General features: G+C 39.9%; 17 protein-coding genes, 1 other RNA gene and 1 pseudogene. 12 read left to right on the forward strand and 7 right to left on the reverse strand.

Annotated elements, in window-relative coordinates:
• The first annotated feature begins 3 nt into the window (after positions 1–3).
• The 6 genes from rseP to lpxA are packed head-to-tail and all read left to right on the forward strand — an operon-like array spanning position 4 to position 6,835.
• On the forward strand, positions 4–1,359 hold the full coding sequence (rseP, locus tag FTU79_RS03250) for an RIP metalloprotease RseP (protein ID WP_180007769.1): 1,356 nt from the start codon (positions 4–6) through the stop codon (positions 1,357–1,359).
• Between the two features lie 40 nt (positions 1,360–1,399).
• Positions 1,400–3,943 carry an outer membrane protein assembly factor BamA gene (bamA, locus tag FTU79_RS03255; RefSeq protein ID WP_180048910.1) on the forward strand — a complete coding sequence of 848 codons (2,544 nt, stop codon included), beginning with the start codon at positions 1,400–1,402 and terminating at the stop codon, positions 3,941–3,943.
• Positions 3,944–3,984: 41 nt separating this feature from the next.
• Positions 3,985–4,485 (forward strand): OmpH family outer membrane protein, encoded by a 501-nt coding sequence (locus FTU79_RS03260; RefSeq protein WP_180048911.1) that lies wholly within the window; start codon positions 3,985–3,987, stop codon positions 4,483–4,485.
• A 3-nt stretch (positions 4,486–4,488) separates the two neighbouring features.
• On the forward strand, positions 4,489–5,559 hold the full coding sequence (gene lpxD, locus FTU79_RS03265) for a UDP-3-O-(3-hydroxymyristoyl)glucosamine N-acyltransferase (RefSeq protein WP_180048912.1): 1,071 nt from the start codon (positions 4,489–4,491) through the stop codon (positions 5,557–5,559).
• Positions 5,560–5,564: 5 nt separating this feature from the next.
• Positions 5,565–6,050: a 3-hydroxyacyl-ACP dehydratase FabZ gene (gene fabZ, locus FTU79_RS03270; RefSeq protein WP_171263789.1), complete on the forward strand. Its 486-nt coding sequence runs from the start codon at positions 5,565–5,567 to the stop codon at positions 6,048–6,050.
• On the forward strand, positions 6,047–6,835 hold the full coding sequence (gene lpxA, locus FTU79_RS03275; protein WP_168377606.1) for an acyl-ACP--UDP-N-acetylglucosamine O-acyltransferase: 789 nt from the start codon (positions 6,047–6,049) through the stop codon (positions 6,833–6,835). Before fabZ ends, lpxA begins: the two co-directional genes overlap by 4 nt.
• Positions 6,836–6,894: 59 nt before the next feature.
• Here lpxA and FTU79_RS03280 read toward each other — a convergent pair.
• A pseudogene (locus tag FTU79_RS03280) lies at positions 6,895–7,756 on the reverse strand (YbgF trimerization domain-containing protein).
• A gap of 291 nt (positions 7,757–8,047) precedes the next feature.
• On the opposite strand from FTU79_RS03280, the gene ffs reads away from it, so the two are divergent.
• Positions 8,048–8,144: signal recognition particle sRNA small type (gene ffs, locus FTU79_RS03285), an RNA gene on the forward strand.
• A 108-nt stretch (positions 8,145–8,252) separates the two neighbouring features.
• Here the strand turns inward: ffs and FTU79_RS03290 are convergent.
• From FTU79_RS03290 to FTU79_RS03305, 4 genes are all read right to left on the reverse strand, one after another.
• Complete coding sequence (locus FTU79_RS03290) at positions 8,253–8,897, reverse strand: regulatory protein RecX (protein ID WP_180048913.1); 645 nt, start codon at positions 8,895–8,897, stop codon at positions 8,253–8,255.
• A gap of 80 nt (positions 8,898–8,977) precedes the next feature.
• Positions 8,978–10,021, reverse strand: a complete 1,044-nt coding sequence (recA, locus tag FTU79_RS03295) for a recombinase RecA (protein ID WP_078193524.1) — start codon at positions 10,019–10,021, stop codon at positions 8,978–8,980.
• Positions 10,022–10,167: 146 nt separating this feature from the next.
• The gene (locus FTU79_RS03300) at positions 10,168–10,608 is read right to left on the reverse strand and encodes an RNA-binding S4 domain-containing protein (protein ID WP_180007773.1); all 441 of its coding nucleotides are present in this window, start codon (positions 10,606–10,608) and stop codon (positions 10,168–10,170) included.
• Complete coding sequence (locus FTU79_RS03305) at positions 10,601–11,302, reverse strand: HAD-IA family hydrolase (RefSeq protein ID WP_180048914.1); 702 nt, start codon at positions 11,300–11,302, stop codon at positions 10,601–10,603. Before FTU79_RS03305 ends, FTU79_RS03300 begins: the two co-directional genes overlap by 8 nt.
• Positions 11,303–11,315: 13 nt before the next feature.
• On the opposite strand from FTU79_RS03305, the gene FTU79_RS03310 reads away from it, so the two are divergent.
• Together FTU79_RS03310 and FTU79_RS03315 are read left to right on the forward strand one after the other, a co-directional pair.
• Positions 11,316–12,167, forward strand: a complete 852-nt coding sequence (locus FTU79_RS03310; protein ID WP_180007775.1) for a 3'(2'),5'-bisphosphate nucleotidase CysQ — start codon at positions 11,316–11,318, stop codon at positions 12,165–12,167.
• A 69-nt stretch (positions 12,168–12,236) separates the two neighbouring features.
• On the forward strand, positions 12,237–12,980 hold the full coding sequence (locus FTU79_RS03315; protein ID WP_078188709.1) for a histidine phosphatase family protein: 744 nt from the start codon (positions 12,237–12,239) through the stop codon (positions 12,978–12,980).
• Between the two features lie 89 nt (positions 12,981–13,069).
• Here the strand turns inward: FTU79_RS03315 and FTU79_RS03320 are convergent, their stop codons facing one another.
• On the reverse strand, positions 13,070–13,513 hold the full coding sequence (locus tag FTU79_RS03320; RefSeq protein WP_180007777.1) for a hypothetical protein: 444 nt from the start codon (positions 13,511–13,513) through the stop codon (positions 13,070–13,072).
• Positions 13,514–13,958: 445 nt separating this feature from the next.
• On the opposite strand from FTU79_RS03320, the gene FTU79_RS03325 reads away from it, so the two are divergent.
• Positions 13,959–16,553 carry a M66 family metalloprotease gene (locus tag FTU79_RS03325; RefSeq protein ID WP_180048915.1) on the forward strand — a complete coding sequence of 865 codons (2,595 nt, stop codon included), beginning with the start codon at positions 13,959–13,961 and terminating at the stop codon, positions 16,551–16,553.
• Between the two features lie 105 nt (positions 16,554–16,658).
• Here the strand turns inward: FTU79_RS03325 and rpsT are convergent, their stop codons facing one another.
• Entirely contained in the window at positions 16,659–16,925 is a 267-nt protein-coding gene (gene rpsT, locus FTU79_RS03330; RefSeq protein WP_078188707.1) for a 30S ribosomal protein S20, read from the reverse strand.
• A gap of 215 nt (positions 16,926–17,140) precedes the next feature.
• Here rpsT and FTU79_RS03335 point away from each other — a divergent pair, with 215 nt between their 5' ends.
• Complete coding sequence (locus FTU79_RS03335; protein ID WP_180021724.1) at positions 17,141–17,806, forward strand: NAD(P)H-binding protein; 666 nt, start codon at positions 17,141–17,143, stop codon at positions 17,804–17,806.
• A gap of 10 nt (positions 17,807–17,816) precedes the next feature.
• Positions 17,817–18,329 (forward strand): ribonuclease E activity regulator RraA, encoded by a 513-nt coding sequence (gene rraA, locus FTU79_RS03340; protein WP_168377554.1) that lies wholly within the window; start codon positions 17,817–17,819, stop codon positions 18,327–18,329.
• The last annotated feature ends 138 nt before the right edge of the window (positions 18,330–18,467 follow it).

The following is an 18,467-nucleotide window of genomic DNA, read 5'->3' on the forward strand; positions in this document are numbered from 1 at the left end:
GACATGAATGCCTTGTTTATGATTATTGCAGCAATATTGCTACTTGGACCGCTAATAGCGATTCATGAATTTGGGCATTATTTTGTTGCACGTAAACTGGGCGTAAAGGTTTTGGTGTATTCGATTGGTTTTGGCCCAACACTGCTCAAGTGGACGTCGAAGAAATCAGGTATTCAATATCAACTGTCTGCATTGCCACTGGGTGGTTATGTCAAAATGTTGGATGAACGTGAAGGTGATGTCGCAGCAGAAGACTTACCGAAAGCATTTAACAGACAACACCCTTGGAAACGTATTGCAATTGTTGCTGCAGGGCCACTCATCAACTTGGCTTTTGCTGTGGTGTTGTTTTGGATTTTATTTTTACCTGCACAGGAACAGCTGAATACGCGCGTAGGTAAAATTTTACCGAATACGCCTGCAGCAGCTGCGCAAATGCAGTCTGGTGATAAAATTACTGCCGTAGATGGTACTCAAGTATCCACTTGGGAGCGCTTGAATTATGCCTTGGTTGATCGTGTGGGTGAAACTGGCAACATTCAAATTCAAGCTGAACGTGCAGGGCAAATTCAAAACTTCAGTTTACCAATTCAGAGTTTTTTACGCGATCAAACTCAGTCACCACTCGATGTTCTTGGTTTTACGCCATATCGTCCTGAAATTCCTGCAGTGGTTTCAAAACTCAGTGAAGATGGCGCAGCGATTCGCCAAGGGATGCAAGTGGGTGATCGAATTGTTTCGATTGATGGCGTAAAAATGAAAGACTGGTTTGATGTTGTACAAGTTGTACAAGCTTCTCCAGAAAAGTTACTTAAAATTGATGTTTTACGACAAAATAAAATTGTGCATTTAAACGTGATGCCGCAAGGTAAGCATGACCAAATGGGTAAAGTCACAGGGCTTTTAGGTGTACAAAGCGATCCGGGTAAAGTCAATATTCCAGCCGAATACAAACAAACCATTCAATACACGCCTGTAGAGGCGATGGGAAAAGCGGTAGAAAAAACAGGTCAGATATCTAGTATGATCCTGAATTCTATTGTAAAAATGGTGCGTGGTTTGGTGGGTTTGGATAATTTATCTGGTCCGATTACCATTGCGAAAGTGGCTGGACAAAGTGCCGAAATGGGGTGGCAAACCTTCATTTCATTTATGGCACTGATGAGTGTGAGTTTAGGTATTTTAAATTTACTACCGATTCCTATGCTCGATGGCGGTCATTTAATTTACTATTTTATTGAATTAATTCGTGGTAAACCTGTTTCTGAACAAATACAATTGGTTGGATTAAAAATTGGTATGGTATTGCTGGGTAGCATGATGCTACTGGCTCTATTCAATGACATTATGCGTTTATAAGAACGTTATACGAAATAAATTAACAGCGGAAAAGACTGGCATGCAGCACAAACATTTATTTATGCCATTGGCACTGGTTAGTGCTATGGCCGTAGCACAACAAGTATATGCAGCAGATGATTTTGTAGTACAAGATATTCGTGTTGATGGCTTAGTGCGTTTAACTCCTGACAATGTAGCCGGAATGATCCCATTCTCCGCTGGTGATCGTGTCAATGATCAAATCATTTCAAACTCAATTCGTAGCATGTTTGCATCGGGTTTGTTTGATGATGTGAAGTCTTCACAAGTCGGTAATACCCTTGTATATACAGTGGTTGAACGCCCAGTAATTTCTAAAGTTGAGCTAAAAGGCAATAAACTTATTCCTAAAGAAGCCTTGGAAGAAGGCTTAAAGAAAATGGGTCTGTCTGAAGGTGAAGTTTTAAAGAAATCATCTTTGCAAACGGTTGAGACTGAATTAGAACAACAGTACATGCAGCAAGGTCGTTATGATGCTGATGTTAAAGTTATTACAACCGCTCAACCGAATAACCGTGTCAATGTCTTAATCGAGTTTGAAGAAGGTCAATCTGCCAAAGTATTTGATATCAATATCATTGGTAATACGGTTTTTAAAGAAAGTGAAATTAAACAAATTTTTGCATTAAAAGAAAGTGGTTGGAACTCGATCATTTCTCGTAATGACCGCTATGCACGTGAAAAGATGGCTGCGAGTTTAGAAGCTTTACGTGCGATGTATCTCAACAAAGGTTACATCAACTTCAACATTACTAATTCAAGTCTGAATTTGAGTGAAGATAAAAAGCATGTCTTTATCGAAGTTTCGGTGGATGAAGGAGAACAATTTAAGTTTGGTGAAACCCATTTCTTAGGTGATACGCTTTATACGCAAACTGATTTAAACGCTTTAAAACTCTATAAAGATGGCGATTTATATTCACAAGAAAAAGTGAATGGTGTTAAACAACTTTTACTTCGTAAATATGGTAACGCAGGTTACTACTTTGCAGAAGTGAACATTGTTCCTGAAATCAATAAAGACACCAAATTGGTTGATTTAAATTACTATGTGAATCCGGGTCAGCAAGTCACTGTTCGCCGTATTAATTTCACAGGTAACTCGAAAACAGCTGATGAAGTTCTACGTCGTGAAATGCGTCAAATGGAAGGCGCATTAGCAAGTAACGAAAAAATTGATTTGTCTAAAGTGCGTTTAGAACGTACTGGTTTCTTTAAAACCGTTGATGTTAAGCCTGCACGTATTCCGGGTACGCCAGATCAAATTGATTTAAATGTAAATGTTGAAGAGCAGCATTCGGGGACAAGTACTTTAGCTGTTGGTTTCTCACAAAGTGGCGGTGTAACTTTCCAAGCAGGTTTGAGTCAAACCAACTTCTTGGGTACAGGTAATGCAGTTTCTATCGATTTGTCTCGTTCAGAGACTCAAGATTATTACAACCTCAGTGTAACTGACCCGTATTTCACTATTGATGGTGTACGTCGTGGTTATAATATGTACTACCGTAAAACCAAGTTAGATGACGACTATAACGTTAACAACTACGTCACTGACAGTTTTGGTGGTGGTATCAACTTTGGTTATCCGATCGATGAAAACCAAAGTATCAGTATGGGCTTGAATATTGATAATACCGAAGTAACTACAGGCCCATATGTTTCTACTTATGTGCGTGATTATTTACTAGCAAATGGTGGGAAGGCGACGGATACCACATCATTCTGTCCTACTGATGCGTCTGGTAACTCACAATTAACTGTGCCTGTATACAAAACTGATGCGAATGGAGATTTTGTACTAGATAGTGAAGGTAATAAAATTGTTACTCACAACACTTGCGCAGTACCTGAAGAATCATACGATAGTGCGTTTAAAGGTGATTTCTTAACTTATAACCTTAACTTGGGTTGGTCATATAACACCTTGAATCGCCCGGTATTCCCTACATCGGGTATGTCACACCGCGTCAATGCCGAAATTGCATTACCGGGCAGTGATGTTGAATACCAAAAAATCACTTACGACGCACAAGCTTATTTCCCACTCGGTAAAGACTTTGTGTTACGTGGTTACGGTAAGTTAGGCTATGGTAATGATTTACCGTTCTACAAAAATTTCTATGCAGGTGGTTTTGGTTCGGTACGTGGCTATGACAACAGTACTCTAGGGCCGAAATATCCTGGTGTGTATTATGATGCGCAAAATCAGGTTGACTACGATCCAGAAGAAGTCGGTGGTAATGCTTTAATTCAATTTGGTACTGAATTGGCTTTACCTGTGCCATTTAAAGGCGATTGGGCGCGTCAAGTTCGTCCAGTATTGTTTGCTGAAGGCGCACAAGTATTTGACACCCAATGTGACGTTCCTAAATCTAGTGAAGACCGTCAATACTGTAAAGATAACTACGGTTTTGATATGAATAACATGCGTTATAGCGTTGGTGCAGGTTTTACTTGGATCACGATGATTGGTCCAATTTCACTGAGTTATGCATTCCCACTAAATGACAAAGCTGGCGATGAAACAAAAGAAATCCAATTCGAGATTGGTCGTACGTTCTAAGTACGACCCTTCTGGGAATAACAAAATTACAGGTTGATAAGATGAATAAATTATTTGCTGGTTTGGCGGTATTGGGTATGTCATGTTCTGCTGTGGTACATGCAGCAGGTTACGGTGTGGTTGATTTAGAAAAGGTGGTGGATCAAAGCACTTATATAAAACAACAAAATGCTCAAATTCAACAGCAATTGAAACCACAAACCACTAAAATTGAATCACTTGCTAAAGAGCTGGAAGCAATGCAACAAAAAGCTCAGCAAGGTGGTGATAAGTTGACTGCTGCGCAAAAGCAGCAAATGGGTCAACAGTATCAAACTAAACTCAAAGAGCTGACTGATTTACAGCAAAAAGTTCAAGCTTCGGTTCAAGGGAATATTCAGTCCTTAAATCGCACGATGGATACTCGAATCAAGCAAGTTGCAGAACAATTGCGCACAGAAAATAAGTTAGATGTTGTTTTGAATAAAAATTCAGCACTTGCGTATGACCCTAAGTTTGATTTAACTGATAAAATGATTCAAAAGGTTAATGCAATTAAATAATCAATGAATTCTCAAAAATTCAGTTTAGAAAAGCTTGCTCAACTTGTTCAAGGTCAATGTATTGGTCAGCTAGACTTGCAATTCAGTGGAATGGCAAGTCTAGAGAGTGCTCAACCGCATCAGCTTGCATTTTTAAGCGCAGATAAATATCTGAATGAAGCTCAACAGTCTCAGGCTGGTGCGCTGATTGTGACTGCAGACATGCAGTCACAAATCCCTTCACAGCAAAACTTCATTGTTGTACCCAATCCGTATCTGGCTTTCGCTATTCTGACGCATGTTTTTGAAAAGAAATCTGTAGAAACAGGTATTGAAAGTACTGCCCAAATTCATCCTTCCGCAATCATTTCTGATACTGCTTATATTGGGCATTATGTGGTAATTGGTGCGAATAGTGTGGTGGGTGAAGGGACGCGCATTGAATCACAAGTGAAGATTGATCATGGCGTTGAAATTGGTAAAGATTGTTTTATCGATTCGCATGTGACAATTACTGGTGAAGCCAAGTTAGGTGATCGCGTACGTATCCATGCAAATACGGTGATCGGTGGTGAAGGGTTTGGTTTTGCACCTTATCAAGGGAAATGGCATCGTATTGCTCAATTAGGTTCTGTACGCATCGGGAATGATGTGCGTATTGGCTCAAATTGTAGTATCGACCGTGGTGCTTTAGATGACACAATTTTGGAAGATGGTGTCATTATTGATAACCTTGTGCAAATCGCGCATAACGTCAAAGTAGGTGCAAATACGGCAATGGCTGCGAAATGTGGCATTGCGGGTAGTACAACTATTGGCAAAAATTGTGTGCTTGCAGGGGCTGTTGGTATCGTAGGTCACATTAATATTGCAGATAATGTGACAATTACCGGTATGTCAATGGTCACAAAAAGTATTTCCGTTGCTGGAAGTTATTCTTCAGGTACGCCAATGCTTGAAAGTGGTTCTTGGAAAAAGGCAGCAATCCGCTTTAAACAATTAGCAGATGTGCCATTGACCCAATTGGTCAAACGACTTGATCATATGCAGTCTCAAATTGAGTCCCTTGAATCAACATTTAAATTGCGTAAATAATTATGATGACAGAGTCGAATACCCCAGCTTTCACAAAACCTGAATTACCAATGACTATTCAGACTATTCGTGAATATTTGCCACATCGTTATCCGTTTTTATTGGTTGATCGTGTTGTTGAAGTGACTGACAACGGGATTGTAGGCTATAAAAATGTAACGATTAACGAAGAATTTTTACAAGGCCATTTCCCTGAATACCCAATTATGCCGGGCGTGCTGATTGTTGAGGCATTGGCGCAAGTATCGGGTATCTTAGGTTTCATTATGAATAATGAGAAACCTTCAGCTGGTTCGTTGTTCTTATTTGCTGGTGCAGAAAAGGTCCGATTTAAAAAACAAGTCGTTGCAGGCGATCAACTTGTATTAAAATCAGAATTAGTGATGCAAAAGCGTGGCATTTACAAATATAATTGTGTTGCCACTGTAGATGGCGTAGTCGCAGCAACCGCGGAAATTATGGTTTCGCATCAGAAAACAGAGACAGCATGAGCAATAACGAATTAATTCATCCTACCGCCATTATTGACTCATCAGCAGTAATTGCTCCGGATGTGCAAATTGGACCATATTGTATTATTGGTCCTCAAGTCACAATTGGAGCGGGTACTAAACTGCATTCACATGTTGTGGTGGGTGGTTATACCCGTATTGGTCAACATAACGAAATTTTTCAATTTGCCAGTGTTGGTGAAGTCTGCCAAGACTTGAAATATGCTGGTGAAGAAACTTGGTTAGAAATCGGGGATCATAACTCGATTCGTGAACACTGTAGTTTACACCGTGGTACTGTTCAAGATCAGGGTCTAACTAAAGTTGGTAGTCATAATTTATTGATGGTGAATACACATATTGCACATGACTGTGTGGTAGGTGATCATAATATCTTTGCTAATAACGTCGGCGTTGCAGGTCATGTCCACATTGGTGATTATGTCATCGTAGGTGGTAACTCTGGTATTCATCAATTCTGTAAAATCGATTCATACAGTATGATCGGTGGTGCATCGCTTATTTTGAAAGATGTACCTGCTTATGTCATGGTATCTGGTAATCCAGCCCATGCTTTTGCCATGAACATTGAAGGCATGCGTCGTAAAGGTTGGTCTAAAAATGTGATTCAAGGTTTACGTGAATCCTTTAAATTGATCTATAAAGATGGTTTAACGACGAATGAAGCGATTGAGCGTATTCGTACTGAAATTTTGCCTGAAGTGGCAGAAGCGCAATTGTTGATTGACTCACTTGAGCAGTCTAAGCGTGGTATCGTACGCTAAATGCTGCGAATAAAAAAAGACACCTTATAAGGTGTCTTTTTTTTGCGTTAAAAATAGGACTATTTTTTAACAAAGCCTGCTTCTTCAGATTTTGGATATTTTTGGGTAAGCTTGGTTTTGAGCTGCGTTGCTAAACTGCTATTTCGATCGACGTCTTTTGCAATGCTATACAGTTGATATAACGCTCTAGGCGCGCGGGTCGACTCAGGGTATTGATCTACCACGATACTATAGTTCTTTTTCGCTTCTGCGTAGTTGGTCGGTTCAACAGCAAGGTTGAACTCAGCTAACCAAAAATATGCATTGCTAATGTAGACGCTATTAGGATTATTCTTAATAAAGTTTTTCATTGGTGCAATGGCTTTTTTCGCACCACCTTGTTTATATGCATCTAAAGCAACGGTATAAGCTGCTTTCTCAAGCTCAAGTGAGTCACCACCTGCATTTACAGGTTGTTTTGCAGATGAGCTTAATGTTGCTTGGGTCGTAGGTTGTTTAGCTGGTGTAGGGGCTATATTAGCTGCTACTGGGTGCAGTACCTTGTTGGTTATCCTCAGCAGCCTCTGTGTCTTCACTCGGATCTACTTTTTGTTGGAGTAGCTCTAAACGTTGATCTAAATCTGCATAGCGGTTTGTAAGTTCACTTTTTAATTGTTCGATAATATTGTCTTGCTCTTCCATTTTACCGCGTAAGCTACGCAATTCATTTTCGAGCTGTTGGTTCTTCTGCATGAGCTGCCAATTTAAATTTGTTGGCGTAGGGGTAGAGCCAGCACCTGTTTGAATGGCTGTATTATTTGCTGTATACACAGTGCCATTATCTGCGCCACTCAAACCGCGAGATTCAATTGGAATATTGGCAAATAGCGTACCTGAGCAAGTCAATGTAAGGGCACACAATACATGCTGTTTAAACATCATAAAAATTCCATGTAGTTGCAAGCATGTCCGTATTGAATAGTTTTATTACAGACTGCTTTAGATAAAACGATAAGCACATTAAAAACGCCAAAGTTCTGAATTGCAATAAGCTTTTACAATCTTGTTGTGTATTAAAGTAAAAATATAGTGATGATGTTTCACGTTTTCTACATCATCGACCATCATATTGATTTATAAATAATCAAACAGTGTTTTCTACTCAGGAATTCTTGGTTTTAGTCTTGCATGTTTATCAAAAATCTCTATACTCTGTTCTTGCAATGGTAGCCCTGCCGGTTACTTCGCAATTGTACTCTACAAACCCCGCCAGGACCGGAAGGTAGCAACGGTAGTAGAAATATGATGTGCCGAAGTCTTGCTGGTAGGGTTGCCACCAGTTTCAATCATAATAAATTAAACGTCCTCTCATTTTTTTTAATCCTAGATTCTTCTTTATTTTAGTTTTATTAATTCTTTATTTAGATCTATATCTTTGTTATTCGGCATCAAATTCTTTACGTGCAATCACTTTAAAAATCGTATCGAGATCGAATCCTCGATATTGTAAAAAACGTATTTGTTTGGCTTTTTGTTTTGGATCACGTTCAACAGCTTTGCCAAATTTTTTGATCTTGAGCTGGTAGGCTTCGGCGACCCAATCTGTTTCTTTTAATTCATCCTGAATTAATTCACTGTCTACTTTTTTATTTTTTAAAGCGAGCTTTATACGGTTGGGACCTTTACCTTTACGCTTTTGACTCGACAACAGCATTTCTGCTACACGTTGATCGCTTTGATAGTTCTCACGTGCGAGTTCTTCCACCAAGTGTATGACTTCTTCACGACTATCCGCATACAGTGCTAATTTTTCGATTAAATCCGCTTTTGAGTATTCTTTACGTGTGAGTACTGCAAAAGCGTACGAGCGTAGACGAGAGCCGCGCAGTCCCGATTTTTTTTCAGCATGAACATCTTTACCATTGGTGTCAAAATGCAACGCAGTGTGATCGATCACCGAAGTATTGTCATGTGAAATGTCAGTTTGTGCAGCATGATTTACGCAGGTAGTTTCTTCAGCTTCTGCAAACTGTTGTTTCAGTGCTTCATAATCAAGCAAGAGTGGAAAATGGTCTTTAGTCATGGGGTCATTTTAATACAAATTTTGAGTGCAAAACAAAACGCCCCGTAGGGCGTTTCGTCTGCTATTAAAGTATGCTGTAATTAAGCATCTAAAAAGTCTGGTTCTTCTTCGTCTTTGTCTTCTACAGGTGCTGTACCCGTAGTCAGAAGTTGTTCACGAATCAGTTTTTCGATAGTTTGCACAAGTTCAGGGTGTTCTTCTAAGTGGCGAATGGTATTGTTTTTACCTTGCCCAATCTTGTCACCTTGGTATGAATACCAAGCACCTGCTTTTTGAACAATTTCTTGTTGTACTGCGAGGTCAACAAGCTCACCTAAATGGTTCACGCCTTTACCATAAAGAATTTGGAAAATCGCTTCACGGAATGGAGGAGCCATTTTGTTTTTCACAACTTTCACTTTGGTTTCTGAACCAATGATTTCGTCGCCTTCTTTCACTTGACCAATACGGCGGATATCTAAACGTACAGATGCATAGAATTTAAGTGCATTACCACCAGTTGTGGTTTCTGGGCTACCAAACATTACACCAATCTTCATACGAATTTGGTTAATGAAGATCACCATACAGTTAGAACGTTTCGCATTACCGGTAATTTTACGCAGTGCTTGGCTCATCAGACGAGCTTGTAAGCCCATGTGTGAGTCACCCATTTCGCCTTCAATTTCGGCGCGAGGGGTCAGTGCAGCGACCGAGTCGACAACGATCAGGTCAATGGCACCTGAACGTACCAGCATGTCTGCAATTTCAAGTGCTTGTTCACCATTGTCTGGCTGTGAAACAAGTAAGTTATCAATATCTACGCCAAGTTTACGTGCGTATTGAGGGTCTAATGCATGTTCAGCATCGATGAATGCACAAGTACCGCCAGCTTTCTGACATTGTGCAATAGCTTGTAATGTCATAGTCGTTTTACCAGAAGATTCAGGACCGTAGATTTCTACGATACGACCTTTAGGCAAACCACCAATACCTAGTGCGATATCTAATGTTAAAGAACCTGTAGAGACAGCTTCAACTGCCTGTACGGTGTTATCACCAAGACGCATAACGGTGTTTTTACCAAACTGCTTTTCAATTTGGCTTAAGGCCGCATTTAACGCCTTGCTTTTATTATCATCCATCTTACAACCTCAATACGATGTCACGAAACAATATACTCAAGTGGATGTATTCAGTTTAAATCTGTTCCACGAGGGTATAGTGACAGAAATCATCCTTTTGTTCTATGAAAATCACAACAGGTGCGACATGTTGTGACGCTTTTAACTTAATCATCATTATAAGACCATTGCTGGTCAAACTGTTGATCATTTTCTCTTTTAAATTTACCAATATCTCGACGATCTTTTTTACTTGGTCGATGATCTGGCCGAGCTAGATTATGCAACTTTCTTTGTGATGCGAGCAATTCCCGTTTTGCAATACTGACCTCAGTTTCATCATAAAGCAGCTGAGCGGTTGGGGCAGGCCCACGAACATCCGACAGTGCTTTCACCACCACGGTTTTTTTCTCAAGGCCTTGTGCAATGGTTAATTCCATGCCTACACGAACTTCACGAGAGACTTTAACGCGTTCGCCATTATGATGAACTTTACCGCCTTCAATAGCATTTTTGGCAATAGAGCGTGTTTTAAAAAAACGTGCAGCCCACAACCATTTGTCTATACGCATACCAACCGCATCTTCGGATAGATTTGATTTACGCATATTTTTTCTGTTCCTCGGCTTGCTCAGTCGTTTGAGCTTCTAAAATAGGGATTAAATCTGTTAATGCGGACAGCATTGGGTAATTGCAAGTCTCGCGAGGCGCTTTGGCAGATGAAGGTTGCTGAATCGAATAGAGCTGTTCAATCCCAAAAAGTTTTGCACCATTGAGCACTTTTTCTGTGTCATCAATGAAGTAACAGTTTTTTGCATCGAAGGGGTGTTTGCTTGCTAATATTTGCCAAAACTCAATAAACTCTTTGGCATGACCGAGAGTTTCTGAACTGACGATAACATCAAAATAATCACGAAGACCGGTTTCTTCGAGTTTGAATTGTAAGCCTGCAAAGTCGGCATTGGTCGCAAGCCAAATAGGATAGCCATTTTCTTTTAGATAGGTAAGCAGCTTAATGCAGCCTTCGCGTTTAGCCACTTTGGCTTTTTGTTCTATTTGCATTGCCAAAACATCAACGCCAACTTGTGACGTCCAAAAGCGAGAGGAGTACCATTTTAGGGTATGATTATGCTGTTGATAAAAACTAAATAGCGTTTGCTTGCTTTGTTCGAGTGAGCATTGATGCTGTTCAGCATAACGAATTGGCAGCAGCTCATTCCAAATGAAATCATCATAAGCAAGATCGAGTAAAGTACCGTCCATATCGAAAATGATCGTCGGCTTTTCTGAGTAATTTGGCATATAAAGGTATTCTATGTTTAAAACAACAACAGCACCGCAAGACCCACTGATTTTGCAGTTGGTTCCCATTGTGACACAAGCTTGCGAAATTTTGCGAGAAGAATATCAGCGTTATTGCTCAGGTGCAGATTTTGATGTGGAACGTAAAAGTGATGATTCACCTGTAACGCAAGCTGACTTTCGTGCAAATAGCTATATTACCCAAGCATTATCTAAAGTTTCTAGCTTGCCTTTATTGTCAGAGGAAGGTGACAAGTCTGAACGTATGCAATGGCAAAAATTTTGGCTGCTTGATCCTTTGGATGGTACCAAAGAGTTTTTACATAAAAGACCTGAATTTACCATTAATCTGAGTCTGGTTGAGGGTGCTAATACTACCTTTGCCATATTGGCGATCCCTGGGGAATACAGCGTATATATTTGTCCCTTTGAGGGACTGCCGCTGAAATATGATAGCCAGTCAACCACATGGTATGAATATGTTCAAACCTCTGTAGAGAATGTCGTACACGTTGGCTTGAGTCAAAGTGCTAAAAATAAGCCGATTTATAAGCACTATCTAGACGCTTTAGAAAAACTTAGTCCTTATCAGGCATACCATGCTGGTAGTGCATATAAGTTTTGTATGATGTTAGAAGATCGAGTGGATATTTACCCGCGTTTTCATCCTACCTGTGAATGGGATACGAGCGCTGGACAATGTTTAATCGAGCGTATTGGTGGTGGTTTGGTTGATTTTAAAGGTCGCGCTTTTTTATATAACCAGCGCAAGACTTTATTAAATGGTGGATTTATTGCATTTAAAAATGCCGAAATGAAAGAATTGGCCTTAAATGCTTTGGCAAACATGCCTGACAAAACTTGAGCTAAATCGGGTTCATGCTATAGTGTCTGCACACTCCGTTAAATCTCCTGCATATAAGAACTGTCAATTATGGCCCTAGATTTGCTCCCTCCTAGTATGCTGAAAGCAATAGACTTATTGCCGGATGAAAAGACGCCTGTAACATTGTTTACACGTCATTCCATTCGTGAAGTTGTACAAGGACAGGGTTTGGCCGGTTATGACTTACAACTTACGCATCAAGGACGTGATTTAGCCGAAGCGTGGGGCAGCTATTTGGTTGAAAATACCGATCGTGTTATTCAACACTGTATTTCTAGTCCAATTCAGCGCTGTGTGGATACGGCAGCATTGATGATTCAAGGTGCAGATAACGTCACGATTGAGCCAAATACCCACCATATCGAGATCATTGAACAAGGATTATTGGTCGAGCCGGGAAGTTTTGTGCTGGATATTAAAAAAGCAGGACCATATTTTCAAAAGCAAGGTGCCTTGGGCTTTATCAATAGTTTTGTGAATAATGCTTTGCCGGGTATGAAACAGCCCATTCATGGGGTGGTAGATGTTTTGGAGTTGATTTACAACACTCATCCAACCAATGATTATGGTCTGAGTCTAGCGGTGAGTCATGATACGATTTTGGCTGCAATTCTTGCCATTATTTCAGGTAAAAATATCGTGACACGCGAAGACTGGCCGAAAATGATGGAGGGTTTATTTGTTTGGTTTGAAGGAGATGTATTCCTTGAGTCAAAACTGAAATGGATTTGGCGTGGTGAACTAAATGAATTAAATATTCGTGAATTTCAGCAGGCTGAGCAGCAACTTTAAGAAATTTTGCTAATAATAAAAAATTTATAAAAGGCATCCATGTGCGGATGCCTTTTATATCTGTTTTCAGTATTTCATTAAATAAAAGATTAAATATTGGCTTTAATTCGTGCAGGGTATTGATTTAAATCAATACTTGAACCGTCGTCACTATAAGGCCAGCGGCTAGTATTAACTGGGAGGTGCTGTTGGTGGATTCGACTGTATTTGTCTGCAGCAATCAATGTCGCAATGTCATGATCCTTAATGCTATACGCTTGTACGATTTCAACTGGATATTGTGTGCGTTCAAAAAATTCAGCTTCTGTTTCCCCTTGATGTAGCGCAAAGATGCGTTCTACAGCAGGTAAATACACGCCATATGCTAACCATGAGTCTACGCCTTGAGAGGCTTGAATCTCAGCGGTCGATTTCATATTTGAAATGACTTTACCTAAAATGTCTTTTTCACCTTTCGATGTAAAATATTCAATATATTGATGTTCTGCTTCTGCAAATTTTTCTAATGATGGCAAAAATTGGTTAATCGACATTTTTATCCCTCTTTTCATTTGTACAGCAATGGCTGCCTTAGGATGAAAATTAAAATACCATAAAAAATATATGGGATTAAACCATTTCTAAAAATTTTTATTTACAAAGTTTCTAAAAATATCCTGACAATTTTTGTCGGGAATATACGATTGTATTTAAAGGCTTACACCTTAAATTTAGTTGAAAAGTGAAGTACCTGTCACAGCAATAGTGATTCAGCCAATACAAAGTATTTAGATTCTATTTGAATTGTTAATAAGTGACAAAACGCGGCAATTGAATGATTTATACAAAAGAAATAGTATTGAATTTATTATAACCAATTGATTTATATATTTTATGTAGGTCTCTTAATTGGATTTTTTTGTGGCTAATTGGGGAATAGTAGTGCAAAGTGTGATAGGTTTTTCATATAACAAATTATCAATTTGTATTGTGTCGTTAATGCTAGTTGCTTGTGGTGGCGGAGGCGGTGGTGATAGTTCAGGTGGCTCTGCATCAACTGCAAATTATCCAGAACCGCCCCAAGATATTGTAGATGAAACAAGCATTGGTTTTTATGACTACGATGCCAATGATGCTGTTCGTGAAATACGAAATGATTTAGTCGGTAACTTTTCAGCACAAGTTCAATTTGGTCAAAGTCATGTCGTCGACCCGAATGCGAATGAAGCCAAGAAAATGCCAAGGTTAACCAGTGAAAAAGAAGCACTGCTCATCGTGACGCCAACACTTGATATGCAAAACATCAAGCAACTCAAAGTAGAAATCTATCAAAACAATCGCTTAGTGCGCACTGCGACATTGGATGATCCAACGCAGATGCCTGTTTCAGACCAGAGTGGGCAAAGAGGTCGTCCAGATGTTTGGTACAGTAAACGTGCGTGGACCACGAAACTCAATTGGGATGAAGTTAAACCCGGTCTAAGATTAAAATTTATTGACGCAAATAAAGTCAGCGGTGAATTGGCTGAGGATAAAATCGATTTTGCTGCACCAGGGGAATTGGTTTTAAATAATATCCGTGTTGGTATGTTGGCAGATAAGCCAAATTCTACCGGCCACTATATGTTACTAGAGCCTGAAAAAGCGGGCACAGATTATTTCCAAACCATTCCTGCAGCAGAAATGACCGTTGCACAATATGATGATATTCAGTTAACACGTGCAATGGTATCTTCAGGTGTTATTTATGACAGTAAAAGTGCCGGAGATGGTGGTGTTTATGCAGGAGACATGCGTGAGGATGTCGGTAAATCAACCTTTAGTGTTGGTATAAACCTTGCTAACTGGGGTATTACCAGTGCATCTATGGCCAATCAAAGTCAGCCACAATTAACCCAAACAGTAGTTGTCCATCATACAAAGGGGAACTATGCCAATGGTGTGCATACTCATGGACTGAGTGGTGGTAATGGCATGCTCACGCTTTATGATTCTGTAGGGAATGAATTTAGCCATGAAATTGGCCATCACTATGGTTTAGGACATTACCCTGGTCAGGTAGGTGACAATCTATTTTGGGCTGCACATCATGCGGACAGTGGATGGGGTTATATTGCCAATCGCAATATGATGCGCGGAAATCTATCATGGACGGCGACATGGAAGTGGGATGGAGCGAATGGTATCCCAAATTTTAAAAATTTGTTCCCGTACGGAAAAGATGCCATGTCCGGCGGGTATCCTGATAGTAATGTATCACGCTACACACACTATACGGGTTACAGCACATTCCTGAAAATTCAACCACACTTTGACCGTTATGTCTGGGATGAAACATCACCTACCGGCTACAAAAAGTGGAATAAAACCACTCGTGAAATGGAAGTCGCTCAACCGAAGATGCCAAATTCTACGGCTCCGGTTTGGTATAACGCAGATCAAAATTATCCACGACCACGGGTCTTTGGTCAGCCCGTAATTACCATTTTAGGGGGCTATGATCCAGTCAATCAAGTTGGTTTGTTGTATCCTGCGGCACGTTCAAACTGGGGTAATGTGTATGACTTAAATGCTGCCAATACCGCTTTGGATCAAGCGGCATGTTGGTTGAATGTGCAATACACGAATAAAGTCAACAATATTGCTTTAGCAGCTGTACGACTAGGTAGTAATGCCAATAAACTGCATGTCAATTTAGCTTTGGCAGATCAACCACAGAAGGTCAATTTATATTGTAAAAAAGCAGGTGAAGAAGCCAAATTATTAGCAAATATTGATATTCCAGTTTACAGCACAGCGATCAAGCCGGCCGTCAAAATTGGACGTCAGCATGGTTATAGTGCTTTGCGTGCTATCGAACTTCCTCACTTAGAAAGTGCTTTGGAAGCGCAAGCTGCAAATGCTGTTGTTGCTCTTAATCCAACTGAAAAAATGCTATATGAGTCATATAAAAATGACATGTCATTGATGAATAGTGTGGCGCGTCAGCAATTAACCCGTTATGAGTCGCAACAAAACACCGCATACCGACTAAATCGTTGGATGAATGTGTATGCACAAGACCTAACCAATCAAATACCTGAGGCGCAAAGCGCACTCGAAGCATTTATGAAAAAGCTTTCAGTCACTCAAGAAGGTCTGTTCGAGCAGGCGACATTGATCAAAAATGGAAACAACTGTTTGAAATCTGAAACCTTAACTGATGGAGCATTAAATTTGTACATCAGTGGTCCAAGCGGATGTACTGCGGATGATACTGAACAGTGGGTATATGATGCCATTGGTCGTATACACAGTAAGTCAAATCCAGATCAATGCGTAACAGGCAACGGTGGTTCAGCTAAAGTGACGCTAGAACGTTGCGTGTTAAACCAAACCAATCAAATTTGGACCATGGACCCTGCGACTACAACGATTCGTCAAAGTGGTCAATGTATGGATTTAAATACGGGACGTTTGCAAAATAACCGTGCGGATTTAATTCGATATAGCTGTACCAACGGTGGCAATCAACGTTGGACAAATTTGACAGCAAGCCAAAACTTATTATGGACATATTTATCAGCGACGAATATGAAGCTGATTAATAAATAATCTGTAGATAGAAAAATAAGGTCCAATAAGGACCTTATTTTTTTGCTTTTAAAAATCTATAGGCACAAAAAAAGCCCTAAAAAGGGCTTTTTTTATCGCAACAAATTAGTTAGCTAAAGCTTTAACTTGTGCATTTAAACGGCTCTTATGACGAGCAGCTTTGTTTTTATGGATGATGCCTTTATCAGCCATACGGTCGATAACAGGAACAGCTTTTTTGTAAGCTTCTGTAGCGACAGCATAATCACCAGCAGCAATAGCAGCTACTGTGCGTTTAAGATAAGTACGAACCATAGAACGTAAGCTTGCGTTGTGTTGACGTGCTTTAACGTTTTGACGAGCACGTTTTTTTGCTTGAGCAGAGTTTGCCACTCGTGCACTCCTTGAAATAGATTGGTCTGGGCGGGCTGAAATTACATCTGAAAACCAACATCAGAAGAACTATCACCAGCCCGTAAACAAGTGCCATATTGTGATTAAACTAAGCGCTTAAGTCAAGTCTTGACATGCTTTGACAACATTTTAGATGCAGAAAAATTTTAAAGAAAACGTTAGATTAGTCTAAAGTGATTGAGATTGTATGAAAAATGACTAAAAGTATAGAGAATGCGATTGTCATCGGAGCAACAGGATTGGTCGGGCGGGAGCTGGTTCGTCAGCTCAGTCAAAATGCAAGATGTAAGAATATTACGGCTGTGGTACGTCAGCGTGACCATGAACTGAATGGACTGGCAAAAGTTCAACAAATGGTGATCAGTGACTTTCTTTCTCTGACTCAGGATGATGTGAGAGATTATAGTCATGCCTTTAGTTGTTTAGGCTCGACCATTAAAAAAGCAGGGTCTAAAGATCATTTTTATCAGATCGATTTTAGCATCAATGCGCATTTTGCTGAATTATTAGAATATACAGAAACCCATTTGATCATAGTTAGTGCTATGGGCGCTGACGCCAATTCCGCATTTTTTTATAATCGAGTCAAAGGGGAATTGGAATATTATTTAAAAACCTTAAAGTTAAATCAACTTTCGATATTAAAGCCTTCGCTGTTACTTGGCGAGCGTCATGAATCTCGACGTTTAGAAGATGCGACACAGAAACTTTATATGCGCTTTTCGCATTTTGTACCAGACCGTTTCAAATTTAAGCCAGTGACAGCACAGCAAGTGGCTCATACTATGGTCGATGCAGCACAAACTCAGACTGAAAAGTTCGAGATTTATGATAATTTACGCATACTAACAATTAAATGAGGGAAATACCGTGTCTACAGTTCCATTCGTCACCTGTGATTTACTTGATGATCATCCAGATAAAGAATTACAAGTGGTGATCCCGTCGTTGGATGGTAAATTCTTTCAAAGTTATGGTGCACGAAAAAGTTTTGGCGGTCAGGTGATGACGGTCAAATGTTTTGAAGATAACTCTCGTGTTAAAGAATTATTGGCAACCGATGGTACGGGTAAAGTATTGGTTGTGGATGGTGGTGCGTCGATGCGCTGTGCCTTGATGGGTGATATGATTGCTGAATCTGCAGTTAACAATCATTGGAATGGCGTCATTATTTACGGCTGCGTGCGTGATGTTGATGCGATTGCCGAACTTGATTTAGGTGTGCATGCTTTGGCTGCGATTCCACAAAAAAGTAACCGCAAAGGCGTGGGTGAAACAGATATTCCATTAAGTTTTGGTGGTGTAAACATTCAGTCTGGTGATTTTATTTATGCTGACAATAACGGCATTGTTGTTTCAAAAGAGCAATTGGTTGTTCTTTAAGTGGGTTTGAGTTTTTAGTCATGGAATCAGTTGGCATTGCTTACTTATATACGACGATATAAATCTGGAAAAAATACAAACTTCAGCTGAGGACTCTCGGCTGTTGTATAAAAATACGAAATAAAAGAAGAAAGGAAG

This window comes from Acinetobacter sp. YH12144 (assembly GCF_013418345.1).
GTDB classification, from domain to species: Bacteria; Pseudomonadota; Gammaproteobacteria; order Pseudomonadales; family Moraxellaceae; genus Acinetobacter; species Acinetobacter amyesii.

What these genes read in the sequence shown, in the direction of transcription:
- rseP (WP_180007769.1), top strand. Translation starts at nt 4, where the DNA reads ATGAATGCCTTGTTTATGATTATTGCAGCAATATTGCTACTTGGACCG.
- bamA (WP_180048910.1), top strand. Translation starts at nt 1,400, where the DNA reads ATGCAGCACAAACATTTATTTATGCCATTGGCACTGGTTAGTGCTATG.
- FTU79_RS03260 (WP_180048911.1), top strand. Translation starts at nt 3,985, where the DNA reads ATGAATAAATTATTTGCTGGTTTGGCGGTATTGGGTATGTCATGTTCT.
- lpxD (WP_180048912.1), top strand. Translation starts at nt 4,489, where the DNA reads ATGAATTCTCAAAAATTCAGTTTAGAAAAGCTTGCTCAACTTGTTCAA.
- fabZ (WP_171263789.1), top strand. Translation starts at nt 5,565, where the DNA reads ATGACAGAGTCGAATACCCCAGCTTTCACAAAACCTGAATTACCAATG.
- lpxA (WP_168377606.1), top strand. Translation starts at nt 6,047, where the DNA reads ATGAGCAATAACGAATTAATTCATCCTACCGCCATTATTGACTCATCA.
- FTU79_RS03290 (WP_180048913.1), bottom strand. Translation starts at nt 8,897, where the DNA reads ATGACTAAAGACCATTTTCCACTCTTGCTTGATTATGAAGCACTGAAA.
- recA (WP_078193524.1), bottom strand. Translation starts at nt 10,021, where the DNA reads ATGGATGATAATAAAAGCAAGGCGTTAAATGCGGCCTTAAGCCAAATT.
- FTU79_RS03300 (WP_180007773.1), bottom strand. Translation starts at nt 10,608, where the DNA reads ATGCGTAAATCAAATCTATCCGAAGATGCGGTTGGTATGCGTATAGAC.
- FTU79_RS03305 (WP_180048914.1), bottom strand. Translation starts at nt 11,302, where the DNA reads ATGCCAAATTACTCAGAAAAGCCGACGATCATTTTCGATATGGACGGT.
- FTU79_RS03310 (WP_180007775.1), top strand. Translation starts at nt 11,316, where the DNA reads ATGTTTAAAACAACAACAGCACCGCAAGACCCACTGATTTTGCAGTTG.
- FTU79_RS03315 (WP_078188709.1), top strand. Translation starts at nt 12,237, where the DNA reads ATGGCCCTAGATTTGCTCCCTCCTAGTATGCTGAAAGCAATAGACTTA.
- FTU79_RS03320 (WP_180007777.1), bottom strand. Translation starts at nt 13,513, where the DNA reads ATGTCGATTAACCAATTTTTGCCATCATTAGAAAAATTTGCAGAAGCA.
- FTU79_RS03325 (WP_180048915.1), top strand. Translation starts at nt 13,959, where the DNA reads ATGCTAGTTGCTTGTGGTGGCGGAGGCGGTGGTGATAGTTCAGGTGGC.
- FTU79_RS03335 (WP_180021724.1), top strand. Translation starts at nt 17,141, where the DNA reads ATGACTAAAAGTATAGAGAATGCGATTGTCATCGGAGCAACAGGATTG.